We start from the raw sequence: 24,793 nt of genomic DNA, 5'->3' as shown, positions 1-24,793 counted from the left end.
TGGACATGCCCGTTTTGACAGAAAAAAGTGCCTGTTTTATTGTATTTAATCTATAATTCCGGAATCGGAAATAATTCTTCCGGGGTACCAAAGTGGGCACCCAGAGGGTTCATATATTTTGTCCACTGAAGTTTCGTCTCGTCAATGTACATATTTTCCTCATCACCAATGCCATAGTTTGGAATGCCGTTATTAGTGCCCTCTAAGAAGTCTTTAAAAGCATCTACATCAAGGTCACCGTTCAGATAATCCATCCAGAAATTGTCATGGGCTGCAAATAAAAGCTTGTCCATTCGTGGAGAAGCCCAGCCTAAGAAATCACGGACAGCCTCATACTGGGAATTGTCTTCAAATTCAATTTTCCATTCGTAAGTATCAGACCCGTTTTTGATGCAGCGGATACCTTTTTCATCCATGGCAACCATATAAAATACATCTTCCGCATCTTCATCAGATTCATTTGTGGCATCTGTCGGAAACGTAACCTTAAGGGTATCGGATAAAAGCATATCGATAAGAGGCTGGGCTGGTGTATCATTTACAATGCTTTTCTTTGCTGTCTCTGCCATTTCCTTATCCTTAACTTCTTCTTCCTCTTCAATAGCTTCCTGTAAAGCTTCTTCCGCTTTATCAAAGGAGTCTAACAGCTTGTCCCATTCCTTCATGCTGAAAGACTGACCACCGATTTGAAAGCTCTCTTCGGTTTCACCATTTTTCATTTTGTTATAAATATTTTCTTTCCATTTTGCAATTTCTTCAGCCGGATTTACCGTAGCTGCAGAATCCTTATCCTCATTCATTTCAGAAAGCTTTTTCTGCACAAGCTGTTGAAAATGAGTCAGCCATTCGTTATCCTCGGTATTGTTATCCGGGTCAGTGGACAGGAAACTGAGGTAGTCCATTGGGGAGTTGTTGTTCCATATTGAGTTAATTGCCATAAGAGCTCCTTTCAGAAGTTGTTGTCTGGTGATTGCAAAAGCATATTTGTAACTTGTAAAGATTTCAGGGATTCAAAGTGCATTCTGGGTTTATCTGGTGTAAAATGCCAGCAGTTCTTAGGTACATGTTTTTCTTGCTGTCAGGCTGTCTTTCCGTTGCTTTGACACAATCGCAGTACTGTCCGTCGGGTACGGATGCGGATAAAGCCTGCAAGGGGCACTAAGAATTTCGGCAGGATAATTTTTTGTCTGGCAATCGGCGCAAATTCACATCCGTGTTCATATGCGCCTCGCCGGCACTTCCCTGTGCCGGCGTTGCCTGTTGCCAGACGAAATTCCAAGTGCCCCTAACAGCCTTTAAGATGCATCCGCACTTCGACGAACAGTCCTGTGATTTGTCAAACATTGGAAAGACCGGCTTAATAAACAAAAGAAAAACATGTATCTTAGAGCTGCGGTATTTTATGTCAAAATCCAGATACACTTTGAATATCCTGATAAATTTACAATCCATACATTTTTACAATCATCAGAAAAAAATAAAGACATTTTATCTCAATCAATCCCTTGAAATAAAATGCCATCCATGTAATAACTTTATCGACCAATCGATTTAAATACATTAGAAGAAAATGTTGATTTCTTCAAAAAATGCAGGTAGGATAGAAGAAAAGGAGTAGGAGGACGGGCAGTATGGGAAAAATCATTTTTCTGGATGTTGACGGAACCTTGGTGGATTATGAAAATCATTTGCCGGAATCAGCAGTTCTTGCGGTGCGGAAGGCAAGAGAAAACGGACACAGAGTGTATATCTGCACAGGAAGAAGTAAAGCAGAAGTCTATGAGAATATCTGGGAAATCGGACTGGATGGAATGATAGGCGGAAACGGAAGTTATGTGGAAGATCATGGACATGTGGTTATGCACCAGATGATTACGCCGGAGCAGTGCCGCCATATTGTGGACTGGTTAAAGGAGCGCGGACTGGAATTTTATCTGGAAAGTAATGCAGGACTGTTTGCAAGTGCCGGATTTGAAGAGGCTGGAGAACCTGTGATTCAGGAATATTCCAGGCGGAAAGGCAAAGAGGGCGCAGATAAAATAAAGGTGCGGGATGCATTTCCGGAAATGATTTTTGATGGAGAGCTGTACCGGGATGATGTAAATAAAGTAAGCTTTATCTTAAATCAGTATCAGGATTATAAAGATGCCGTGACCGAATTTTCGGATTTGCAGGCTGGAACCTGGGGCGGAGCCGGCGAAATTGCATTATTTGGAGATTTGGGTGTAAAAAATATCACCAAGGGCAATGCCATTGCGCATCTGTTAGAATATCTTCATGCAGATGTGGCAGATACCATAGCTTTTGGGGATGCCAAAGTGGATATTCCTATGTTAGAATACTGTGGCTATGGTGTTGCCATGGGAAGCGGCGGAGACGAGATAAGGGCTATGGCAGATTATGTCACCGGGGATGTGGATCAGAATGGATTGTATGATGCATTTGAAAAATTGGGGCTGCTATGAAGAAAAATAAGTAAAGAAAGTCTAGGAGGACAAAATGAGTAACAACGTAACAGAAAAGAAATGGTGGCAAAGTGCAGTAGTATATCAGATTTACCCAAAGAGTTTTCAGGACAGTAATGGAGACGGAGTCGGTGATTTAAGAGGAATGATGGAGCGGCTGGAGTACCTTGGAAAGCTTGGTATTGATGCAATCTGGTTATCACCGGTCTGCAAATCCCCGCAGGCGGACAATGGCTATGACATTTCTGATTATCAGGATATTGACCCGATGTTCGGCAGTGTGGAAGATATGGAGGCTTTAATTAAAGAAGCAAAGAAATACAACATCCGCATCATTATGGATCTGGTTTTAAATCATACCTCCAATAAACACAGATGGTTTGAGGAAGCAAAGAAGAGTAAGGACAACCCATATCATGATTACTATGTGTGGAGAGATGGGGAAGAAGGCGTAGAGCCAAACGATATGAAAGCCGTTTTCGGTGGAAGTGCATGGGAATGGGTACCGGAAATAAAGCAGTATTATTTCCATCAGTTTTTGCCGGAACAGCCGGATTTGAACTGGGAAAATCCGCAGGTGCGAAAAGAAATATATGACATGATTTTATGGTGGATGGAAAAAGGAGTTGGCGGTTTCCGTCTGGATGTAATTGACCAGATTGCAAAAGAGCCGGATAAGAAAATTACCATCAACGGCCCAAGACTTCATGAATATTTCCGTGAAATGAGCAAAGAAACTTTCCAGAAGGGAGATTTGATTACCGTAGGAGAAGCCTGGGGCGCAGACCCGGAGCGGGCAAAGCTTTACAGCAATCCGGATGGAAGTGAATTTTCCATGGTATTCCAGTTTGAGCACATCGGACTGGATCAGCAGGAAGGCAAGGATAAATGGGATCTGGCACCGCTACCATTCTTGAAATTAAAACAGATTATGAACCGCTGGCAGACAGAGCTTTATAACTGTGGCTGGAACAGCCTTTTCTGGAACAACCACGATTTGCCGCGTATCGTATCCCGTTGGGGCAATGATAAGGAGTACCGGGTAGAGTCTGCAAAAATGCTGGCAATTTTATTACATGGAATGCAGGGAACTCCATACATTTTTGAGGGCGAAGAGCTGGGTATGACAAATGTCCGCTATAATATCGAGGATTACCGGGATGTTGAAATCCAGAATGTATACAAGGAGCGTATCGCAGCAGGCTATGATAAGGAAGATGTTATGAATTCCATTTATGCCAAGGGACGTGATAATGCCAGAACACCAATGCAGTGGGATGATACAGAAAATGCCGGATTTACAACAGGCACACCTTGGATAAAAGTAAATGATAACTATAAAACCATCAATGCCAAGAGCCAGGTAGATGACCCGGATTCCATTTTCAACTGCTACCGGAAGCTGGTAAGCTTTAGAAAAGAGTATCCTGTTTTGGTGGACGGCAGCTTCAAATTACTGTTAGCCGAGGATGAAAATATTTTTGCATATGAGCGTAAAAATGCGGATGAGACACTGCTTGTTGTCTGCAATTTCTACGGCAATACTGTGAAAATGCCTTTGACGGAAGAGACAGAGGATATGGAGCTTCTCATTTCCAACTATAAAGAGACAGAGGATTCTTCCGTGCTTCGTCCGTATGAAGCAAGAATGTACTATAAAAAATAAGAGATTTCCTATTGAAATAAATTCTTTGCATAGATGTTGGAAATCCAACAGTCAGTCACTCCGTTATCTGCTATAATATGGATAAACCCACCGAAAAGGTTTATACAAATCAGATAAAGAAAAGATAAGGAGCACAAAAATGGCAGATTTATTAAAAAATATTTCCAAGAAAGAAGTTTTAAATTTAAAAGAAGAAGTAGCATATCAGGATGGACAGATTGTAAGTAAGACACTGGCACAGAATGATGCAGTAAGCGTAACCTTATTTTCCTTTGCAAAGGGCGAGGAAATCAGCACACACGCTTCCGGCGGAGATGCCTTTGTAACCTGTCTGGATGGAGTTGGAGAAGTAACCATTGATGGTGAGAAATTCCAACTGACGGAAGGACAGTCCATCGTAATGCCGGCAGGACATCCACATGCCGTATATGGAAAAGAGCAGTTTAAAATGCTTTTAGTCGTAGTATTCTAAGAAGAAGTAAGTATTAAAATACCGCCACATACATAAGACAAAGCCATCATCAGATGTGCGTATTGCCTGTGTATGTGGCGGTTTTGTGTTGCCAGATGTCCGCAAGAGCTGACGTTATATCAATAAGACATTGTTTAATAATACATCTTTGCAGCCTGTTTCCGTTCCCGGTATTCCTGTGCACTGACCGGTGTAATCATACCGCAGCTTTCGCACATAATGCCACGCTGTTTCTGGTGGCCGAAAATCGGAATATAGAAAAGGGTTGCCTGATTTAACTGTCTGCAAAGGGTATGCATGACATTATGCCGGCAGTTTGGGCAGACAGAAGTGCCAACCGGGCCTTCCCGTTTAAAAACTGTTCTTGTACCGTAGATAATTACCATGTCATAACACCTCCCTGATGAATATTTGCTTTTAACTGATTAAGAACCTGATCAAAATCTTTGCTTTTTCCACTGTGAGCGGCAACCAGAGTACGTTTACCATCTGCAGTTTCCAGTGCAATATAGCTGCTTGTTGTCGGGTCACCATTTAACATGTTACATTTGAAAACGTTCGTAATATCGTCTAAAGGAGTGACATAGAAGCCTTCCTTTGTATTGTTGTAATCCAATATGAAATGATTGGAAACAGCAACGCCAAGCTTTGGTGAAAAAATGCGTGGGCTGTTGGCAAAATCAGAGTAAATCCGCTGCAGACCGCCATTCTGTTCTAAGAGAGCAATCTTTTTCTTAACGGCCTTTTTCTTGTTGCCGCCTGCTGAAAAAATAATAATACCAAGAACTGTAAATACGGCAGCAATCACATAGAGTACAATGCTGTTTTCAACGGCTGTGTGTGTGGTATCCAGATAATGGTCACCAAAGTACTCGTCATAGTTGTAAGTAGTAATGTCCAGTCCGGTATCAGAAAGATAATCCACCAGATAATGAGCTGCCTGAGGAGGCATGCTGGTGCTTTTTCCCCGGATCGTGTGAGCAGGTAAGCTGTCGAGAACAGTGTCATCTACGTCTACACCATAGACCGGAAGGGAAGTTTCTCCCTTGGTAGCAATGATACTCCAGTAACCTTCAGAATCCTCTGCAATATAGAATTCTGTGTGATCTTTTCCATCAGAAGTAAGCTCCGCAAATGGCCCCATTACATAAGTAACTTCCATTGTTGCGTAACCATCGGTCTGTGCGTCAAACGGATCATAAGCAGTAATCCACATCAGAAGACCGAAGGCAAGGAAAACGCCACCTAATACAAAGAAAATAATCAGTGCAGCGGTGTTTTTCCCACAGACTTTCAATAAATCCTTTTTAAATTCTTCCATTTTCTTTTTTCTCCCGTGTATTTTTTTAAACCAATTCTATCATGGCATAAGAGGAAGAATTATGCAACAGATATAAGGAAGATTATTCTTTCATCACTAACCATCTGCATTTACTGAGGGCTTTTCCGAGACACAGGTAAATAATATAGAAAAGGATGCCGATGAGGAAAGTGGCAGCTGCCCAGCGCAGATGCTTAAACAGGTAAATATATGGATGCTCATAGAGCAGGGTAATCCAGTCCTGTGTATTCCAGAGACTGTAAGCAAAAGCATTATCATGTAAAAGATAAACCATAAAAGTGGAAGCTCCCACAAAATTAATCATGCGGCTGCATGGAATATGGATGCGCCGGAAGATTTCAAACAGAGAAAGTCCCACAAGAATCGGAATAATGCTGTAGTCTGAAAAGGAAGGAATCTTCTGGATAAAAATGTCTTTGCTTTCATTTAAAAAGTAAGTCTGAATATTGGTCTGTGTTACATTATAAGCAGAGATATAAATAAACAGGAAGGAAACTGCAATAATCAGATAGAGGCAATAAGTTCTGATTTTCCCAAATGGATTGTAAAGGTGGATAAAACCGCCCAAGGCATATAAGAAAATACCGGTCAGCAGTGTCCGGAGTCCGTTAGCCAGGGAATTTGCCATACTTCCGGTCCAGCGGAACTGGATAAATGCAAATAAGACAATCAGAAAGGTAAAATATTTCTGCTTGTCCAGTTTTGCCAGAAACTTGTTTAAAAAGAGGTAAGCGATTACCATAATGAAGAAATAGTAGCCCACAAACCAGGACATACTGTTAAATTTATTGATGTTGACCAGTTTTAAAAAGACACCGTCAGTCATGCGGTACCAGAAGGAAGATACCAGTGTCAGGGAAACTGCGGCAAAACCAAGCTGTAACAGCAATTTTTTGGAAATTTTGGCAAGATTAATTCCGTTTCCCTTTGAAACCATAAAGTATCCGGAAATCGTAATGAAAATAACATTTCCGATTTTTCCCATTGGAGCAAAGGTGGAAAGAAGCAGGAGCTTCTTATAAAAAACAGGTTCACAGAACAGTCCGTTATTCATACGTAGCATGGAAGCAGTGTCTGTTAACTGTACCTTCACGCAGTGGTCAGAAATATGAAAAATAATAATCATAAACATAGCCAGAATACGCAATAATTCAATGTTGGAACTTCTGGTTTTAGCTGGTGTCATGTTGTCTAATCTCCTAATCCTAAAATGAAATACCATGCTATTATAATACAGATAGTTTTAAGATGCCACTATTTCCAGCAAAAGTGTGTTATAATGAGCAGTGCCAGTCAGGGAAAATCTTTGATTTTCGAGAGGGCACTGCTGGAAATGTGCTAAGCAGTAAAAAATACCCCCACAGAAAGGAATACACATATGGCAAAGGAAAAGATAGATGAGGGACTGATAGGAAATGAAAAAATCGAACAGGCGATTGCCGGCTTGCAGCAGGAGGCAACACCGGAGCAGTTAGCCCATACACTGACGGTAATCCGCCGGCGGATGCAGGAAGGCGGTCAGGTGATTGTGGCAGTGGAACCACCGAAGGGTGGAAGCCAGATGCTGCTACAGGCGATTGAGACAGAGGGCAGGACCTGGTGGGCAGCCTTCAGCAGCTTTGAAGAAGAATTAAAAGGCGGCGGAAGTGTGAAATCCACATTTTTAGCGGATATAGAAAAGCTTTTTCAAGGAGCATTGCAGGCAGAGGGAATCGAAGGGGTCATTTTAAATCCGTGGAACCGTACCATAATGCTGGATAAGAATCTGATACAGATTGTGCTTGGCAGCAGATAGATATGTGGATAAGTAAACGTCAGAGAAGAAAAAGAGTGGAAAGAAAAATGAATTATGTAGAATGTATCGAACAGGCAAGAGGAAGGATTGGAAATTATTGTAAGGCATGTGTAGAATGCAACGGACGCGCCTGCCGGAATCAGATGCCGGGACCCGGTGCAAAGGGAATCGGCGATACTGCCATGCGTAATTATGATAAATGGAAAGAGATTCGTGTGCAGATGGATACCATTGTGGAAAATGCTCCGGTGGATACTTCGCTGAAATTATTTGGAAAAGAGTTTAAATATCCGTTCTTTGCAGGCCCGGTAGGAGCGGTGAATCTGCATTACGGTGACTGTCTCAATGACATTTCCTATAATGATATTCTGGTATCGTCCTGTGCGGAATGTGGCATTGCAGCTTTTACAGGGGATGGTACAGACAGTAATGTCATGGTGGCAGCTACAAAGGCAATTGCCAAAGAACAGGGACTTGGAATCCCAACGGTAAAGCCGTGGAACCTTGAAATCATCAAAGAAAAAATGGCACTGGTGCACGAAGCGAAAGCCTTTGCGGTAGCCATGGATGTAGATGCAGCAGGCTTGCCGTTTCTTAAGAATTTAGAGCCGCCGGCAGGCAGTAAGACCGTGGAAGAACTGCGGGAAGTGGCAGAGCTTGCTGGAGTTCCGTTTATTGTAAAAGGAATTATGACGGTAAAAGGAGCTTTAAAAGCAAAAGAAGCCGGGGCTGCCGGAATTGTGGTATCGAACCACGGTGGCAGGGTATTAGACCAGTGCCCGGCAACAGCAGAAGTCTTAGGCGGGATTGCGGATGCAGTGAAAGGCTCCATGAAAATTCTCGTAGACGGCGGAATCCGCTGTGGAACGGATGTATTTAAGGCAATTGCCTTAGGTGCAGATGCGGTAATTATCGCAAGACCGTTTGTGACAGCGGTTTACGGTGGCGGCAGGGAAGGCGTAGCGTCTTATGTTGCCAGGATAGGAACCGAATTAGAAGATACCATGAAAATGTGTGGCGTACACAGCCTGGCAGAGATTACAAAGGATTGCATATGGACAAAAGCATAGAGTGGAGCATGAAAACAAGAGAAGAAATATTAGCATACGGACTGTCTTTACCGGACACCTATCAGGAGGCACCGTTCCATGATCAGAACTGGCAGCTGGTGCGCGTAAGGGAAAGCAAAAAGGCATTTCTCTGGACTTATATGCGGAATGGATTCCTCAATCTGAACGTAAAAGCAGACCCACAGTGGAGAGATTTCTGGCGGAGTGCCTATCCGGCAGTCATTCCGGGGTATCATCAGAATAAGGAGCACTGGAATACCATAATCGTGGATGGCACAATCCCGGATAAAGATATCTGCCGCATGATAGCAGAAAGCTATGAACTGGTAACGGACAGCCCGACCAGGCGGATTTATGAAGCAGTAAAGAAAATTCCAAAAGGGCAGGTGGCAACCTATGGGCAGGTAGCGGAGCTTGCCGGAAACAAGCGGATGTCAAGAGCTGTAGGAAATGCACTGCATAAGAATAAAGACCCGGAAAACATACCATGTTACCGGGTGGTAAATGCAAAAGGCGGGCTTTCCGGAGCCTTTGCCTTTGGCGGCGAGAATGAACAGGCACGCCGCCTGATGGCAGACGGTATAGAAGTAGTGGACGGAAAAGTAGATTTAAAACGTTTCGGAATGAAAATAGAGAAAACGGATTAAATTACTGGAACATTAGAGAACCTTTTCTCCGGTTAGCGGGTCCGTGATTTCTAACAGGGCTAAAATCAGTGCCATACGGACATATTTTCCGTTCTGTACCTGTTGGAAATAAGCGGCGCGCGGGTCGGAATCCACATCAACAGAGATTTCATCGACTCGTGGAAGCGGATGTAAAACCGGCATATCGGAAGGAGCCAGTTCTAATTTTTCTTTATTTAAAATGTAGGTATCTTTTAACCGGATATAGTCTTCCTCGTTGAAGAAACGCTCTTTTTGGACACGGGTCATATAGAGAACATCCAGCTTTGGAAGTGTTTCCTCTAAGTCAGAGACTTCCCGATAGGTGCTGTGGGAAGGCTTTAAGGTTCTTTCAATCATATAGTCCGGAATGCGGAGTTCTTCCGGAGAAATGAAATAGAATTCGTTACCCGGATAGCGTACCAGACTGTTTACCAGGGAATGAACGGTTCTTCCGAATTTTAAATCACCACAGAAGCCTACCGTCAGGTGGTCAAGCCGTCCCTTGCGCTGGCGTATGGTTAATAAGTCAATCAGGGTCTGGGTTGGGTGATAGTGTCCGCCGTCACCGGCATTAATGACCGGAATGGTTGCATACATAGAGGCGCAGAGCGGTGCTCCTTCTTTTGGATGACGCATGGCAATAATATCTGCGTAGCAGCTTACTACCCGGACGGTATCGGCAACGGTTTCTCCTTTGGTAGCACTGGACTGTTCCGCACCGGCAAATCCCAGTGTCTGACCACCAAGACTTAACATGGCGGATTCAAAGGACAGTCGGGTTCTGGTGCTTGGCTCATAAAAGAGTGTAGCAAGCTGTTTCCCTTCTGCAAGGTGGGCATAAGCCTCTTTGTGGGTACCAATCCGGTCTGCAAGATCCAGAATACGGGTTGTTTCTTCTTCCGTAAGGTCCAGTGGACTGATTAGGTGTCTCAAAGCCATTCCCCCTTTATCATGTATTCATTTCGTTCTGCACCAGTGGAAATAAACTGGATATCGCAGTCTAAAAGGCGTTCTAATGTTTCGATGTATAATCTGGCATTTTCCGGTAAATCTTCATATTTGCGGCAGGCAGAAATATCCTGTTTCCAGCCCGGAAGCATTGTTACAACCGGAGAGAAGCTATCGATATTTTCGGTAGGGTTGAAGACGGTTGTGGTCTTATGATTTCTTTCATAAGCAGTAATGACAGGGATTTCTGTCAGGGAGCTTAAAACATCAAGCTTTGTTAAGGCAATTTTATCTGCATGCTGGCATTTCAATCCATAACGGCTGGCAACGGCATCAAAAGGTCCGACTCTACGTGGACGGCCGGTGGCAGCACCGTATTCATTTCCAAATTTACGAAGGATGTTGCACCAGTCTTCGGACATGGCTCTTTCTGCTACGAAAGGTCCGGCTCCCACACAGGTGGAATAAGCTTTTAGGACACCCACAACATGGTCTAGGGATTCACCCGGGATACCGGCTCCAATCGGGCCATAGGCGGAAATGGTGGAGGAACTTGAAGTGTAAGGGAAAATACCATAATCGATATCACGCATGGCTCCAAGCTGGGCTTCCAAAACCACCTTTTTATGGCTGGCAAGAGCATTTTCCAAGAAGCTTCCGGTATCGCAGATATAAGGTGCAAAAAGGGAAGCCTGTTTTTCACACCAGGACAGCAATGCCGGATAAGACATCGGCTCCTGATGATAACTGCCTGCCAGTTCCAGATTTTTGGATTCCAACATGGTTTTTATCCGAACCTGGACATTTTCTTCTTTTAAATGAAGCAAATCACCAAGACGCAGTGTTTTCTTCCGGTATTTATCGCTGTATGCGTAAGCAATGCCGCGGCGGGTGGAGCCGAAGGCAGCACCGGATTTCTCAAGACGTGTTTCTTCCAGTTCATCCTGAATCCTGTGCCATGGCATGGAGATGGTGGCACGTTTGGAAAGTTTTAAATGTTCCGGGGTAATAGAAATACCGCGGCTTTCGATATCTTCAATTTCATGGGTGAGGTGCTCTAAATCAATGACCATTCCATCCCCCAGTACGCATACCACATTGGGATGCAGAATGCCGGACGGCAGAAGATTTAAGACAAATTTTTCCTGTTTGGTTACAACGGTATGACCGGCATTGTTGCCACCCTGATAACGGACAACGACATCTGCATGTTCTGCAAGCAGATCAATGACACGTCCTTTTCCTTCGTCTCCCCAGTTAATTCCTGTTACGGCTGTAAGCATATCGATTCTTCCTTTCTGTAATCATGTATAAAATAAATAATTTTAAGCGTATAAAATTTATCAGGTGCAGTACCGGAAAGTCCGGTCGGTAAGTATTCTTGCAAAAATAAGTCCCAGCGGCAGGGCGATAATAATCATTATGGCAATGGAGAACCAGGAAACCGCTTCCGTTAAGGACATAATGCCAAAGTTATAGAAGGCGCGGTAAAGATATAGTCCCGGAACCATAATTACAATGGAAGGTACGGTTAAAGAGATTCGCGGATATCCATTGTTTTTCTTAATAAAGGATGCCAGCAGACCGGCGGTCAGTGCACCGATAAAGGCAGCAGCAACGGCTGGAATTCCGGTAAAGTCAACCAGTTCCAGACGTAAGGTATTGGCAACGGAGCCAATCAGTGCAGCAGTAGCTGCCATGGGAATGGAACTGTTAAACATAATAGAGAATCCAAATACGCCGCAGAAGCTTGCAATTAACCGCAGAACCAGCCGCGAAACATCACTGAGATTTACAGAGGTAAAGTCCTGAGGCTGAAGTCTAAGAAGCATTGCCATAATCCAGGCAAACATGGTAGCCACAAGAACAATGATGATGGAATAGGTCAGCCGCTCCAGTCCGGAACGAAGATCCAGTTTCGCAAGGTCAATGCCGCTTGTGATAAATGGAAAGCCCGGGATAATAAACAACATGGAGCAGATGTATCCGGCTTCATGGACGGCCGGAACATGGAAAAAAATTTCGGCAGCCTTTAAGCAGATGGCATACATAAGGCAGGCGGCGGAAATAGAGACCGCAATATTTAAAAACAGCGTAAAATGATGTTTGATTAATTTGGTCCGGATAACATTTCCAATACCGGCTGCAATAAATGCCAGAATCATTTCCACAGGGCCTCCGCCCAGAAGAAAAGTAAATGCGCAGCAGGCTAAGGCTGCCGCAAGTCCCAGTTTGGCGGGAGAATAAAGGGCGTGGATTTTTTCAATTTCATCCAGCCGCTTATGGATTTCCTCGCCGGTTAAATGGGCTTCTTCCTTTGGAAAGCTTTCTACGAATTGTTCCATGCGGTAAAGTTTGGAGGTGTTGACGCCGGTATTGGCGATGCTTAAGGACTGGGAGATACAGTCATTTCCATCAAAGCAGTTAAATTCGATGGACATAAGACCTACATCTACCGTACAGGTAACTCCCAGTTCCTTTGACAGCTTATTCATGGAAGTACGGACACGCCAGGCTCCGGTTCCACAGGATAACATGATTAATCCCACACGTCCGATGACCGAGGCTTTTTCAATCAGTCCCGCCTGGGCAATCAGTACGTTGCTGTCATCACTGGCATAATCATGCCAGGGTATTTCCATATGATTTTTTTCCATAATATCAATATATGAAGTAGTGGAAGATGCACTCTTATTCATAAATAATCGCCTCAGCTTTGGCAATATGCCGTTCCAGATTCTTTAAAAAAATGGAATTTGGAAGGAAAATGCCGATTTCATCATATTTTTCATCATGTTCCACAAGAGAATCCTGTCCGTAGAAGACAAATGCCATTGGAAGCTCTTTCTCTAATTTCAGTACAAGGTCGAAGATTGCAGAGTAGGCTTCCGCTTCGGTCTCCTTCTGTTTTATGGTATCCGGAAGCTCCCGGATGAGAAGCACCCCATGGCTGCGTTCTAAGACAAGCTGTCCAATGGTATCTTCACCGGTATAAGCGTGGCTGTACCGGTATGCCTGGGCAAAATACATATTCTTTGGTTCCCCTAAATCGCGGTAGCTCTCAAGAAAATGCTGATAATCCTTATTGTGAATATCGCCACAATACTTTGGCAGAAGTCTGCCGGTATCATCGGTCATAATTATCGGATTTTCTTTTCCATCTGCGTTGAAACGGTAGGGAATCAGATAGGAATTTCTCAGTAAATCGAATAGGGTATTCTGGCAGATAGCCATAAGAAATGCCGATAAATCTTTATTTTGATAAGCATCAAAAAGAGCTTCTGAAAAATCCTGTGAAGAAAGAGAAGAATCAAATTCATCATTACAGAATAAATAATTGCAAAAAGTTTCCTGAAGCTTTTCGCAGGCCCAAGGGTCATGCAAAATCTTTTCAAATAAAACGTCTGCTCTTTCTTCACGAGGGAAAAATGTTGAATTTTTCATAGAAAATATGCGCTTCCTTTCTGCTTTATAGCATTCGTAAAGAGCTGCCGGTGGCAGCTCCTCGTAGGGTTTGGGTGGAGAAATGTAAAGGGGTTGTTTCCCTTAATTTCGGCTTGATTATACTATTGCATTGGGAATAAGTAAAAGCTATAATTGATATAGCAGAAATAATAAATTGATATGGTGAAAATGTATGGATATAAATTTTGAATATTATAAGATTTTTTATTATGTGGCAAAATACAGTAATTTTACCAGGGCTGCCAATGCCCTTGGCAACAGTCAGCCTAATATCACAAGGGCAATGAACGGACTGGAGCAGCAGCTTCACTGTACGCTTTTTGTCAGGACAAACCGCGGAGTACAGTTGACGCCGGAAGGGGAGAAGCTGTATACCCATGTGTCGGCAGCCATGTCGCATCTTTGGGCGGCAGAAGAGGAACTGGCAGACAGCAGCGGTCTTGCCCATGGAAGCATTTCCATTGGAGCCAGCGAGACTGCCCTTAACATATTTCTTTTGGATAAGCTGAAAGATTTCCATATGAAATATCCGGGAATCCGGTTGAAAATTTATAATCATTCAACACCTCAGGCAATTGATGCAGTAAAGAGCGGACAGATAGATTTTGCAGTAGTGTCTGCACCGGCAGAAGTAGAGCAGCCACTAAAAAAAGTTAATCTGCGGACATTCCGGGAGGTACTGGTGGGTGGAACAACATTTACCGCACTGGGCAGTCAGGAGCTTTCCCTAAAGGATTTAAAGGATTATCCGTTAATCTGTCTGGGAAAAGAAACCATGACATTTCAGTTTTATAATAAGCTGTTTTTGTCTTATGGGCTGGCACTGGAGCCGGATACAGAGACAGCAACCACAGATCAGATACTGCCACTGGTAAAGAGTGAGCTTGGTCTGGCTTTCATCCCGGAACCGATGGCAAGAGAGGCCATCGAAAAACATGAAATCGTACAGATTTCTCTTTCGGAGACGATTCCAAAAAGAAATATCTGTATGGTATACGACAGTCAGCATCCTTTAAATGAGGCGGCGCGTCAGTTAAGAAAAGTCATTTTAGAAAGCAGGTGAGCATATGACACTTCAGCAGTTACGCTATATTACAACCGTGGCAGATACCGGAACCATCACGGAGGCGGCGAAGAAATTATACATTTCCCAGCCCAGCCTTACCAATGCCATCCATGAGCTGGAAAAGGAGATGGGCCTTACCATTTTTAACCGGACGAATAAGGGAATCTTTATTTCCAGGGAAGGGGAAGAATTCTTAGGATATGCAAGGCAGGTATTGGAGCAGACCACCATCTTAGAGGATAAATATAAGAAAAACGGTGGCGGGAAAAAGCAGTTCTGCGTATCAACCCAGCATTACTCTTTTGCGGTAAATGCCTTTGTGGATCTGGTAAAAAAATACGGGCAGGAGGAATATGATTTCAGCCTGCGGGAGACTCAGACCTATAAGTTAATTGAAGATGTAGCGCAAATGAGAAGTGAAATCGGAATCCTTTTCTTAAATGATTTCAATGAAAAAGTAATCAGGAAAATATTGAAATCGTCTGATTTGGAATTTCATCTGTTATTTGTTGCAGAACCTCATGTTTTTATCAGCAGGCAGCATCCGCTGGCAAAAAAGAAAATCATAACCAATGAGGAACTGGCAGATTATCCGTACCTTTCCTATGAGCAGGGGGAACACAATTCCTTTTATTTCTCGGAAGAGATTTTCTCCTCTTTTGAGCGGAAGAAAAATATCCGCGTCAGTGACCGGGCGACCTTGTTTAATCTTCTGATTGGTTTAAATGGTTACACAGTGTGCAGCGGAATCATTGACCAGAAATTAAATGGCGAAGATATTATTGCAGTGCCGCTGGCAGATGAAGGTGACATGAGAATCGGATATGTGACCCACCGGAAGGGAATGATAAGCCGGCTGGGGGAAACATACCTTGAGGCATTAAAGAAATATATTACAGGAGAACAAAGCGTATGAAATGGATGATAGCATCGGATATTCACGGCTCGGCATATTATTGTAACGAGTTACTTATGGCATATAAGAGGGAAAAGGCAGACCGGCTGCTGTTGCTGGGAGATATTTTATATCATGGACCAAGAAATGACCTGCCAAAAGAATATGCGCCGAAGAAAATAATTGCATTATTAAATAAGCATAAGCAGGATATTCTCTGTGTGCGTGGAAACTGCGATACGGAGGTAGACCAGATGGTATTGGAATTTCCAATACTTTCTGATTATTGCGTGGTAGCGGATGAAGAAAGGCTGATTTATGCAACCCACGGTCACCATTATAATGAAGAGAATCTGCCGCCTCTTCATAAGGGAGATATCCTGTTATGCGGACATACCCATGTCCCAAAATGCACGGAACATGAAGACTTTATCTATATGAATCCCGGTTCTGTTTCCATTCCCAAGGAAGAGAGCTGGCACGGCTATATGATTTATGACCGGGGCAGATTTGTCTGGAAAAACCTGCAGGGAGAAGAGAAAATGCAGTATCCAAAGAGAACCCTGGGATCAAGAGGCCGCTACAATGAATGCAGCAGTGACGGACAGGATATTTATGGGATAAAAGAGAAAGTAAGAAAGCATGTGCGGGGAATAGAAAAGTAATTTTGCAATCAAAAATAAGGGCTGACCATAGCTTGAAACTATGGACTACCCTTATTTTTATGTATTTTTCAGAATGAGGCACTCCAATTATAATGAGGGAAATCAGAAAAATATATTTGGAGGGTATGATGCAGACATCAGTAATTGGTTTTCCAAGAATCGGTACATTAAGAGAATTAAAATTTGCTTCTGAAAAATATTTCAGAAAAGAAATAGAAGCAGAGGAACTGCAGCAGATCGCAGAGACTTTAAGAAAAACACATTGGAGAATACAAAAAGAGGCAGGAATTGATTATATTTCCAGCAATGATTTCTCTTTTTACGATATGACTCTGGATACAGCAGTCTTATTGAATATCATTCCAAAGCGCTATAAAGAATTGGAATTGTCCGGACTGGATACCTATTTTGCAATGGCACGGGGCTATCAGGGAGCTTCCGGAGATGTAAAAGCGCTTGCCATGAAAAAATGGTTTAATACCAATTACCATTATATTGTTCCGGAAGTGGAAGATGATACCGTAATTCAGTTATCCGGAAATAAACTGGTGGATGAATATGCAGAGGCAAAGGCACTTGGAATCGAAACAAAGCCGGTTGTCATTGGAGCCTATACCATGTTGAGGCTGTGCAGATTTACCGGCAAAAAGCCGGCATTGGATTATGTAGAAGATATTATAAGTGCGTATCAGAATCTGGTAAAGAAGTGTGAGGAGAATCAGATTGCATGGGTACAGTTTGATGAGCCGGCACTTGTATGGGATATGGAAGAGAGTGACATCGCATTATTTCATAAGATTTATGACGGAATCTTATCCTGTAAAAAACACAGTCATATTTTGTTACAGACATACTTTGGTGATGTAAGGGATATTTATCAGGATTTGATTCAGATGCCTTTTGACGGAATCGGACTTGATTTTATCGAGGGAAAAGAAACCTTAAATCTTGTAAATACATACGGATTTCCACAGGATAAACAGTTATTTGCCGGACTGGTAAATGGAAAAAATATCTGGAAAAATTGTTTTGATAAAACCTTAAAGGTGCTTCAGACACTGAATGATAAGAAAATAAAGGCAGTATTATCAACATCCTGTTCCCTGCTTCATGTACCTTATACCTTAAAACATGAGCACAAGATTTCACAGGAATATCTGGCATATTTTGCTTTTGCGGAAGAAAAGTTAGGAGAACTGAAAGAACTCAGCATACTTGCAGATGCAGCGGATTATATGAAAGAAGCTGCATATAAAGAAAATCAGAAGCTTTTTGCAGAAGAAAGAGACTGTAAAAATGCGGATGTAAAGAAGAGACTTTCTGAAGTAACGGAAAATGACTATGTCAGACTGCCGGAGCGAAGCACACGACAGAAATTACAGAAGAAAGTATTGGGACTGCCGGAATTTCCAACGACTACCATTGGTTCCTTCCCACAGACAAAGGATGTAAAGGCAAACCGCCAGGCATATCGCAAAGGGGAAATTTCTGAACAGGAATATATAGATTTTAACAGAAAGAAAATTGCAGAATGTGTGGCATTGCAGGAAGAAATCGGACTGGATGTGCTGGTACACGGAGAGTATGAAAGAAATGACATGGTAGAGTATTTTGGAGAAGCACTGGGAGGATTTCTGTTTACCGAAAAAGCATGGGTACAGTCCTATGGAACACGTTGTGTAAAACCACCGGTTATCTGGAGAGATGTATATCGCAAAAATCCGATTACCGTAGCATGGTCTGTATATGCCCAGTCCTTAACGAAAAAGCCAATGAAGGGAATGCTTACCGGACCGGTTACCATACTCAACTGGTCTTTCCCAAGAGAAGATATTTCCATTCGGGAATCAATTGCACAGATTGCTCTGGCAATCCGGGATGAGGTACTGGATCTGGAGGCAAATGGCATTCAGGTCATCCAGATTGATGAAGCTGCATTAAGAGAGAAGCTTCCCCTTCGTAAATCAGACTGGTATACCGAATATCTGGATTTCGCAATTTCGGCATTCCGCCTGACCCACAGTGGCGTGAAACCGGAAACACAGATTCACACCCATATGTGTTATAGCGAGTTTACCGATATTATTGCAGCAATCGACGATATGGATGCAGATGTAATTACTTTCGAAGCATCCCGTTCCGATTTGCAGATATTGGATTCCTTAAGAGAAAACCATTTTGAAACAGAGGTTGGACCTGGTGTTTATGATATTCATTCCCCAAGAGTTCCGTCTGTGGAAGAGATTGTGAATGCACTTCATATCATGCTTACCAAAATTGAAAAAGACAAATTATGGGTCAACCCGGACTGCGGTCTGAAAACAAGAGGCACAAAGGAAACCGAAGCAAGTCTTCGAAATATGGTAGAAGCAGCAAAAGAAATAAGAAAACAGGCATAAATGAATAAGAAAGAAGGAGAAATTAAAATGGCAAATTTAACAACACCGTTCCGATACGATTATGTAGGAAGTTTTTTACGTCCGGAAAAATTAAAGAAAGCCCGTGCGGACTTTGAAGCAGGGAAAATTACCAGAGAGCAGTTAAAAGAGGTAGAGGATGCCTGTATTTTAGAACTGGTCGCAAAGATAAAGGAGCTTGGATATCATGTGATTACTGATGGGGAATTCCGCAGAGCTACCTGGCATCTGGACTTTATGTGGGGATTCGATGGAATCGAGCATAAGAAGACCGTAGATGGAAATACAACCTTTGACGGCGAAGCAGCTATGATAGATGACACTTTCATGGTGGGAAAGATTTCCCTAAAGAATCATCCATTCGTTGATCATTTCAAATTTGTAAAGGCACTGGAAGATGAGAATACCATAGCAAAGCAGACTGTTCCATCTCCAGCCCAGTTCTATGCCTATTTCACCGGTGCAGAGCTTTTAGATACAACCCTTGAAATTTATGGAACAGAAGAAGCTTTTGCAGAGGATGTCATCAAGTCATATGGAGAATTTATCGATGAAATCTATGCAGCAGGCTGCAGAAATCTTCAGTTCGATGACTGTGTATGGGGTGGACTGGTAAATCCGAAGCTTGCCGTTGCACTGACCGGAAGAAGAGGCGAAGCATTGGAAGAATATAAGAAGGTTATCCTTGCATTAAATAATAAGGTAGTAGAAGAGGCACCGGCTGACCTGACCATCAACACCCATGTATGCCGTGGAAATTATCATTCTACTTTCTTCAGCTCCGGCGCATATGACGGAGTAGCAGATTTGTTATTCGGAGAGGAGAATGTCAATGCTTATTATCTGGAATATGATGATGAGCGTTCCGGTGGTTTCGCACCGCTGGCAAAAATAACCGGCAATAAGAAGGTGGTATTAGGACTTGTTACCACCAAGACACCGAAGCTTGAAGACAAGCAGTCAGTCATTGCAAGAATAAAAGAAGCGTCCAAATATGTTCCGTTGGAAAATCTCTATTTAAGTCCACAGTGTGGATTTGCCTCCTGCGAAATCGGTAACAAGCTTACGGAAGAAGAACAGTGGGCGAAACTGAAGCTTGTTAAGGAAATCGCAGAAGAGGTCTGGGGAGCTTAAAAAATCATTACCACAATTCCAAGAATTACCAGAATGACACCGGTAACCCGGTTCAGTGTCTTTGGAGTGGCCTTATTGGCAAAGACAGCGGCAATTCTTGCCCAGATTAAGGTAAATACAATGCACAGACCCCAGACGGTGACATCCGGCAGTCCGCCGATGGCAAAATGGGAAAAGGCACCGGTAAGTGCGGTAAAGGTCATAATAAATACACTGGTGCCAACAGCAGTTTTCAGTTCATATCCAAGTACAGAGGTCAGGATTAAAAGCATCATCATGCCGCCTCCGGCACCAACAAAGCCGCAGATAAAACCAATCAGCACACCGCAGATTACGGACTGGATGGCACGTTTCTTTGCAGATACGGCGGACATGGATTCTTTCGTGGTCATAACCGGTTTTACGATAAATTTGATTCCTAACAGAAAGGTCATGAAAACGGAAAAGTTACCCATTGTGGCAGAAGGAACAAGGCTTGAAACATAGCTTCCTACTACGGTGAAAAGCAATACGCTGACCATCATAATCAGACCGTTTTTAATATCGAGGTTCTTATGCTTTCCATATGTATAGGCAGAAATGGCACTTGCCAAAACATCGGAAGAAAGCGCAATGCCGACTGCCATATATGGGTCAATGCCTAGAAAATGAATAAGCAGCGGACTGATGACAGCAGCGGCACTCATGCCGGCAAAACCGGTTCCAAGTCCGGCACCCATGCCCGCAAAAAATGTAACAAAAATCGTAGTTAATAAATCCATTTTAGGATACCTCCTCTAAAATCATATCCAGCGTTGTCTCCATCTGTGCCATTCCTTTAAAAAAGGCATCTTTCGTGGCATCATCCAGATCGGCAATCAGCCGGTCGGCAAAATCCTGCTGCAGAGCCTGTCCCTTTTTTATAACAGGGGCAGCTTTTTTCGTACATAGAAGCTGTGTCTTCCGGCGGTCGCCGGCAACCTCTTTGCGGCTGAGATAACCGTCTTTCACCAGCCGGTCTACATTGACGGAGACCAGATTTGCCTTAATCTGGCGTACTTCAACAATATCTCTGGCAGTTGAATATTCCGGATTATTTCCTAAAAACATCAAAATATCAAAAGCAGTCTGCGGCAGATGCAGTGACTGGCACAAAGGCTTACATACTGCAGTGTAGGCAGCAGACATTTTTCTTGCAAATGCAATACCTGTATTCATGTAAGAGTCCTCCTGATGAAAATACTTCAAAATAGAATAGTTCAAAATTGAAATAATTATTTTGATGGTATACTAGCACCGGAAGGAAAAAATGTAAAGTGAACTGGAAAAAATTTTATAAAAAGTTTATGATATAATGAACGCAAGCGGGAAGAATGCGAGGAAATACAATGAATAAGCAGGAAATTTATGAATACCTGAATCAACAGCATATCTGGTACGAAGTGACAGAGCATAAAGCTGTTTACAATATGGAAGATTTATCAGATGTGGAAATTCCTTATCCACAGGCAGATGCCAAGAATCTTTTTATACGTGATAATAAGAAGCAGAATTATTATCTGATTACAGTGCGAGGGAACCAGAGGGTAGATTTAAAGGCATTTCGAAAGGCAAATGGAACGCGTCCGTTAAGTTTTGCCTCGGAAGAAGATTTAACTGAGAAAATGGGACTGCAGGCGGGTTCGGTAACGCCGCTTGGAGTACTCAACGATGAAACATGTAGCGTGAAGGTATTTGTGGATGCTTATTTTCTGGAAAATGATGCATTGATTGGAGTACATCCCAACGAGAATACTGCTACTATATGGATGAAGACAGAGGATTTACTCCGTATCATCCGGGCACATGGAAATGAAGTCCATTGTGTGTCGATGTAGAAAAAAATATTCGGAGAAATAGAGAGTTTTTAGATAATAATAGGGGAACGGAGAGAAGCAAGCCAAGTATTTTTATTTACGTGTTATGGAATGCAAAAAGGATAGACAGTTCATTAACCATCTATCCTTAAAATGCTTATTCTATGCGGTTTTAAGATTAACCAAAGTATCTCTTTAACAGACCTTCGAATGCCTTTCCATGTCTAGCCTCGTCTCTAGCCATCTCATGAACGGTATCATGGATTGCATCAAGGTTAGCAGCTTTAGCACGTTTTGCAAGGTCAAATTTACCAGCAGTAGCACCGTTTTCTGCATCTACACGCATTTCAAGGTTCTTCTTTGTACTGTCGGTTACAACTTCACCAAGCAGTTCTGCAAATTTTGCTGCATGTTCAGCCTCTTCAAAAGCTGCTTTCTCCCAGTAAAGTCCGATTTCCGGATATCCTTCTCTATGTGCAACTCTTGCCATTGCAAGGTACATTCCGACTTCAGAGCATTCTCCTTCGAAGTTTGCTCTTAAATCAGCAATAATATCTTCTGGAGCACCCTGTGCTACACCAACTACATGCTCAGCAGCCCATGTCTTATCACCTGTCTGTTCTTTGAATTTCTCAGCCGGAGCTTTACATACCGGACAGAACTCCGGAGCACTTTCACCTTCATAAACATAACCACATACTGTACAAACAAATTTTTTCATTTTAAGATCTCCTTTTCTTTTTATAAATTGTATTTATATATCAATAATAGTAATTGTTACTGATATTAAATTAGCATAATTATTTTTAAATGTCAACTACTTTTTTAAGATTTTTTGATTTTGTTTTTCTTTTTTATTTTCTGCAAAATTGGTTGATTTATCCGGCAGAGAACCGGATTTATCCAATAACTTTTTACATTCCGGACAAAGTCCGTAGAATCTGGTAATATGTCCCTCAATCAAACCGGCAAATTCTTCTGCAGCAATAACGTTAATCAGATCAATGTTTTTCATTTTTAAATCGAGGACGGAATTACAGTTTGTACAGAAGAAGTGGTAATGAGGTTTCGGATTACCATCAAAGCGGTCAGGACCATTTTCCGTTGAAATTTTTTGAATCTCGCCTAAATCAGCCAGGAGAGAGAGATTACGGTATACTGTTCCCAGACTGATGTTGGGATATTCCTGCCGGATGTCGGAATAAACTGTTTCGGCAGTCGGATGGTCGGTACGTCCCATCAGGTTATTTTTAATACTTTCCCGTTGTCGGCTAAATTTAATCATATATTCTCCTTAATAAATAATAATAATCGTTATTGATTTTAATATAATTCTTAAAAGAAACTTTGTCAAGGAGAAGTGTAGAGTAAAAATCTGCATGTATGATAAGTATAGGCTAAAAATCTGCATGGAATCTTAGAAGACGGAATATGATATAAGGAACAAAAAGATATAGGAAGGAAAGGTTATGCCGCAGTTTAAACGGTTCGTTGCATATCTTTATTATTATGAAAATGATACAAAGGAATATCTTGCCGGATTTGCCAGGGTAGAAATGCGCGGAGGAATCTGCAGATTAGAGATACATTTAAAAGGAACAGAATATGCGGGGCAGGAAGGAAAGGTAAGCCTTTTTATCCGTAGGGAAGGAAAAATTCTGGCTTTTCCGGTGGGTAATATGCGGCTGATGTCCCAAAGCTCAGATTATAGTGGAAGGATTTCTGATGGTGAGCTGGGCGATGAAACCTGTCATATACAGGATGTATGTGGAATACTGATTCAGCCGGCAGATGGTAATTTTTATGGCAGCCAGTGGGACAATGGGGAGATACATAAGGAAGAAATAGAAATGCAAGCTGCGGAAGAGCCGTCTCTTCAGACTGAGGAAGTGCCGATGCACCATATTTTCCCAGAACAGATGAGCATGGAAAAGGAAATCCAGGAAAGAAGCACGCAGGAAAAAGGCACTGGGGAAAAAGAGGCCTCCATCTGGGAGCACTGGGAGAATCTAAAACAGAAAATGACGCTTCTGCATCCTTTTGAAGGAGAGAATATCACCTGTGTCCATATGGAATTGCAGGATTTACGGGAACTGCCACAGAAATACTGGTGCCTTGGAAATAACAGCTTTCTTCTGCATGGCTTCTTTAATTACCGGTATCTTTTCTTCGGAGAACAGGTGACGCCGGAAGGACGGGAGCTGTTCTTAGCAGTGCCGGGGGTTTATCAGAAGCCGGAAAAAGTAATGGCTGCTATTTTTGGTTTTCCACAGTTCCGGACGGAAAAACCGTGCCGGCAGTTAGAGGGGACGTTTGGCTACTGGTATCGACGGATGGACGGATAAGGGCGAACCGGATATGGTCTTCCCATTTTCCCTGTATCAGGGCATATTCCCTGGCGACACCCTCTTGTTGGAAATCAAGGAATTCTAGCAGACGGATGGAAGCGGTATTTTTCGGCATGACGGCAGCTTCTATCCGGTGCAGATGAAATTCTTCAAACATAAGCTGAATACCAAAAGCAAGGGCTTCGCGGGCGTATCCTCTGTGCCAGTATGCAGGGGAAAAGCGATAGCCGGTCTCACAGGAATAGTAAGTAGAACGGTTGATATTGCGGAAGCAGACGGTGCCTATGATTTCGTCCGGATTTTCCCTGCGGAATATATAGAAGCGGATGAGGCTGTGCTTTAAGGTGAGACTCAGCTCACAGTTCATCAGGGTCCGCTGGTAGGCCAACGTATAGAACTGCTCCGGGTGTATGGTTTCATATGGCTCAAAGACATTCCGGTTCTGCTTATAAAACTGAAGAACTGCAGGGGCATCATCTTCCCCTAACAATTTCAGGATTAAGCGGTCTGTTTCATAGATAAATTTCATGTTATTAACTCCT

The 24,793-nt window shown here is 42.7% G+C and carries 24 protein-coding genes and 2 pseudogenes; 13 read left to right on the top strand and 13 right to left on the bottom strand.

Translation table 11 applies throughout. The annotated features are described in order from the left end of the window. Positions 1–50: 50 nt before the first annotated feature. Positions 51–938, bottom strand: a complete 888-nt coding sequence (locus tag LKD41_RS11495) for a hypothetical protein (protein ID WP_227701242.1) — start codon at positions 936–938, stop codon at positions 51–53. 693 nt (positions 939–1,631) lie between these two features. On the opposite strand from LKD41_RS11495, the gene LKD41_RS11490 reads away from it, so the two are divergent. From LKD41_RS11490 to LKD41_RS11480, 3 genes are all read left to right on the top strand, one after another. After that, positions 1,632–2,465, top strand: coding sequence for an HAD family hydrolase (locus LKD41_RS11490; RefSeq protein WP_227701241.1), 834 nt, complete (start codon positions 1,632–1,634; stop codon positions 2,463–2,465). A gap of 34 nt (positions 2,466–2,499) precedes the next feature. Next, positions 2,500–4,131 (top strand): glycoside hydrolase family 13 protein, encoded by a 1,632-nt coding sequence (locus LKD41_RS11485; protein ID WP_227701240.1) that lies wholly within the window; start codon positions 2,500–2,502, stop codon positions 4,129–4,131. A 139-nt stretch (positions 4,132–4,270) separates the two neighbouring features. Then, the gene (locus tag LKD41_RS11480; protein WP_117697884.1) at positions 4,271–4,603 is read left to right on the top strand and encodes a cupin domain-containing protein; all 333 of its coding nucleotides are present in this window, start codon (positions 4,271–4,273) and stop codon (positions 4,601–4,603) included. Positions 4,604–4,737: 134 nt separating this feature from the next. Here LKD41_RS11480 and LKD41_RS11475 read toward each other — a convergent pair whose 3' ends face one another. From LKD41_RS11475 to LKD41_RS11465, 3 genes are all read right to left on the bottom strand, one after another. Continuing rightward, entirely contained in the window at positions 4,738–4,989 is a 252-nt protein-coding gene (locus tag LKD41_RS11475; protein ID WP_227701239.1) for a zinc-ribbon domain-containing protein, read from the bottom strand. Further along, positions 4,983–5,924 carry a DUF6709 family protein gene (locus tag LKD41_RS11470; RefSeq protein ID WP_227701238.1) on the bottom strand — a complete coding sequence of 314 codons (942 nt, stop codon included), beginning with the start codon at positions 5,922–5,924 and terminating at the stop codon, positions 4,983–4,985. The genes LKD41_RS11475 and LKD41_RS11470 overlap by 7 nt, the downstream gene beginning before the upstream one ends. Before the next feature lie 82 nt (positions 5,925–6,006). Continuing rightward, entirely contained in the window at positions 6,007–7,131 is a 1,125-nt protein-coding gene (locus LKD41_RS11465; RefSeq protein WP_158561577.1) for an acyltransferase family protein, read from the bottom strand. A gap of 192 nt (positions 7,132–7,323) precedes the next feature. On the opposite strand from LKD41_RS11465, the gene LKD41_RS11460 reads away from it, so the two are divergent. From LKD41_RS11460 to LKD41_RS11450, 3 genes are read left to right on the top strand one after another with little or no spacing between them, the layout of a single operon-like run. Further along, the gene (locus tag LKD41_RS11460) at positions 7,324–7,740 is read left to right on the top strand and encodes an SseB family protein (RefSeq protein WP_227701237.1); all 417 of its coding nucleotides are present in this window, start codon (positions 7,324–7,326) and stop codon (positions 7,738–7,740) included. A 47-nt stretch (positions 7,741–7,787) separates the two neighbouring features. After that, the gene (locus tag LKD41_RS11455; RefSeq protein WP_227701278.1) at positions 7,788–8,810 is read left to right on the top strand and encodes an alpha-hydroxy-acid oxidizing protein; all 1,023 of its coding nucleotides are present in this window, start codon (positions 7,788–7,790) and stop codon (positions 8,808–8,810) included. 8 nt (positions 8,811–8,818) lie between these two features. Further along, positions 8,819–9,457: a methylated-DNA--[protein]-cysteine S-methyltransferase gene (locus tag LKD41_RS11450; RefSeq protein ID WP_227701277.1), complete on the top strand. Its 639-nt coding sequence runs from the start codon at positions 8,819–8,821 to the stop codon at positions 9,455–9,457. Positions 9,458–9,469: 12 nt separating this feature from the next. Here the strand turns inward: LKD41_RS11450 and pyrB are convergent, their stop codons facing one another. From pyrB to LKD41_RS11430, 4 genes are read right to left on the bottom strand one after another with little or no spacing between them, the layout of a single operon-like run. Then, entirely contained in the window at positions 9,470–10,411 is a 942-nt protein-coding gene (pyrB, locus tag LKD41_RS11445) for an aspartate carbamoyltransferase (protein WP_330408263.1), read from the bottom strand. After that, entirely contained in the window at positions 10,408–11,709 is a 1,302-nt protein-coding gene (locus LKD41_RS11440; protein ID WP_227701236.1) for an adenylosuccinate synthase, read from the bottom strand. The genes pyrB and LKD41_RS11440 overlap by 4 nt, the downstream gene beginning before the upstream one ends. Positions 11,710–11,769: 60 nt before the next feature. Continuing rightward, entirely contained in the window at positions 11,770–13,125 is a 1,356-nt protein-coding gene (locus LKD41_RS11435) for a threonine/serine ThrE exporter family protein (protein WP_022242716.1), read from the bottom strand. After that, positions 13,118–13,870 carry a DUF4866 domain-containing protein gene (locus LKD41_RS11430; protein WP_227701235.1) on the bottom strand — a complete coding sequence of 251 codons (753 nt, stop codon included), beginning with the start codon at positions 13,868–13,870 and terminating at the stop codon, positions 13,118–13,120. The genes LKD41_RS11435 and LKD41_RS11430 overlap by 8 nt, the downstream gene beginning before the upstream one ends. 193 nt (positions 13,871–14,063) lie before the next feature. Between LKD41_RS11430 and LKD41_RS11425 the strand changes: the two genes are divergently transcribed. The 5 genes and pseudogenes from LKD41_RS11425 to LKD41_RS11405 all read left to right on the top strand — a co-directional run bounded on the left by LKD41_RS11425 (position 14,064) and on the right by LKD41_RS11405 (position 20,068). After that, on the top strand, positions 14,064–14,954 hold the full coding sequence (locus LKD41_RS11425) for a LysR family transcriptional regulator (protein WP_227701234.1): 891 nt from the start codon (positions 14,064–14,066) through the stop codon (positions 14,952–14,954). A 4-nt stretch (positions 14,955–14,958) separates the two neighbouring features. Continuing rightward, positions 14,959–15,873: a LysR family transcriptional regulator gene (locus LKD41_RS11420; protein WP_227701233.1), complete on the top strand. Its 915-nt coding sequence runs from the start codon at positions 14,959–14,961 to the stop codon at positions 15,871–15,873. Next, positions 15,870–16,388, top strand: a pseudogene (gene yfcE, locus LKD41_RS11415) (phosphodiesterase); the annotation flags it as partial. The gene LKD41_RS11420 and the pseudogene yfcE, both read left to right, overlap by 4 nt. A 257-nt stretch (positions 16,389–16,645) precedes the next feature. Beyond that, complete coding sequence (metE, locus tag LKD41_RS11410; protein WP_227701232.1) at positions 16,646–18,916, top strand: 5-methyltetrahydropteroyltriglutamate--homocysteine S-methyltransferase; 2,271 nt, start codon at positions 16,646–16,648, stop codon at positions 18,914–18,916. Between the two features lie 27 nt (positions 18,917–18,943). Beyond that, positions 18,944–20,068, top strand: a complete 1,125-nt coding sequence (locus tag LKD41_RS11405; protein ID WP_227701231.1) for a 5-methyltetrahydropteroyltriglutamate--homocysteine S-methyltransferase — start codon at positions 18,944–18,946, stop codon at positions 20,066–20,068. On the opposite strand, the gene LKD41_RS11400 is transcribed toward LKD41_RS11405, so the two are convergent. Further along, a complete protein-coding gene (locus tag LKD41_RS11400; protein WP_227701230.1) occupies positions 20,065–20,829 on the bottom strand; it encodes a sulfite exporter TauE/SafE family protein in 765 nt (254 codons plus the stop codon). The genes LKD41_RS11405 and LKD41_RS11400 overlap by 4 nt on opposite strands. 1 nt (position 20,830) lies before the next feature. Further along, positions 20,831–21,265, bottom strand: a complete 435-nt coding sequence (locus LKD41_RS11395; protein ID WP_117697874.1) for a MarR family winged helix-turn-helix transcriptional regulator — start codon at positions 21,263–21,265, stop codon at positions 20,831–20,833. Positions 21,266–21,435: 170 nt separating this feature from the next. Here LKD41_RS11395 and LKD41_RS11390 point away from each other — a divergent pair, with 170 nt between their 5' ends. Next, complete coding sequence (locus tag LKD41_RS11390; RefSeq protein ID WP_227701229.1) at positions 21,436–21,924, top strand: prolyl-tRNA synthetase associated domain-containing protein; 489 nt, start codon at positions 21,436–21,438, stop codon at positions 21,922–21,924. Positions 21,925–22,081: 157 nt separating this feature from the next. On the opposite strand, the gene LKD41_RS11385 is transcribed toward LKD41_RS11390, so the two are convergent. Then, a complete protein-coding gene (locus LKD41_RS11385) occupies positions 22,082–22,624 on the bottom strand; it encodes an NADH peroxidase (protein WP_022244330.1) in 543 nt (180 codons plus the stop codon). Between the two features lie 192 nt (positions 22,625–22,816). Then, positions 22,817–23,188, bottom strand: a pseudogene (locus LKD41_RS11380) (Fur family transcriptional regulator); the annotation flags it as partial. Positions 23,189–23,372: 184 nt separating this feature from the next. On the opposite strand from LKD41_RS11380, the gene LKD41_RS11375 reads away from it, so the two are divergent. Further along, a complete protein-coding gene (locus LKD41_RS11375; protein WP_227701228.1) occupies positions 23,373–24,248 on the top strand; it encodes a DUF6128 domain-containing protein in 876 nt (291 codons plus the stop codon). On the opposite strand, the gene LKD41_RS11370 is transcribed toward LKD41_RS11375, so the two are convergent. Further along, positions 24,157–24,780, bottom strand: a complete 624-nt coding sequence (locus tag LKD41_RS11370) for a GNAT family N-acetyltransferase (protein ID WP_227701227.1) — start codon at positions 24,778–24,780, stop codon at positions 24,157–24,159. The genes LKD41_RS11375 and LKD41_RS11370 overlap by 92 nt on opposite strands. Positions 24,781–24,793 lie beyond the last annotated feature (13 nt).

The sequence above is a fragment of the Roseburia sp. CLA-AA-H209 genome, from assembly GCF_020687575.1.
GTDB classification, from domain to species: Bacteria; Bacillota; Clostridia; order Lachnospirales; family Lachnospiraceae; genus Roseburia_C; species Roseburia_C amylophila.
The sequence above is the reverse complement of the archived record's forward strand: the minus strand, read 5'-3'. Positions and strand labels throughout refer to the sequence as shown.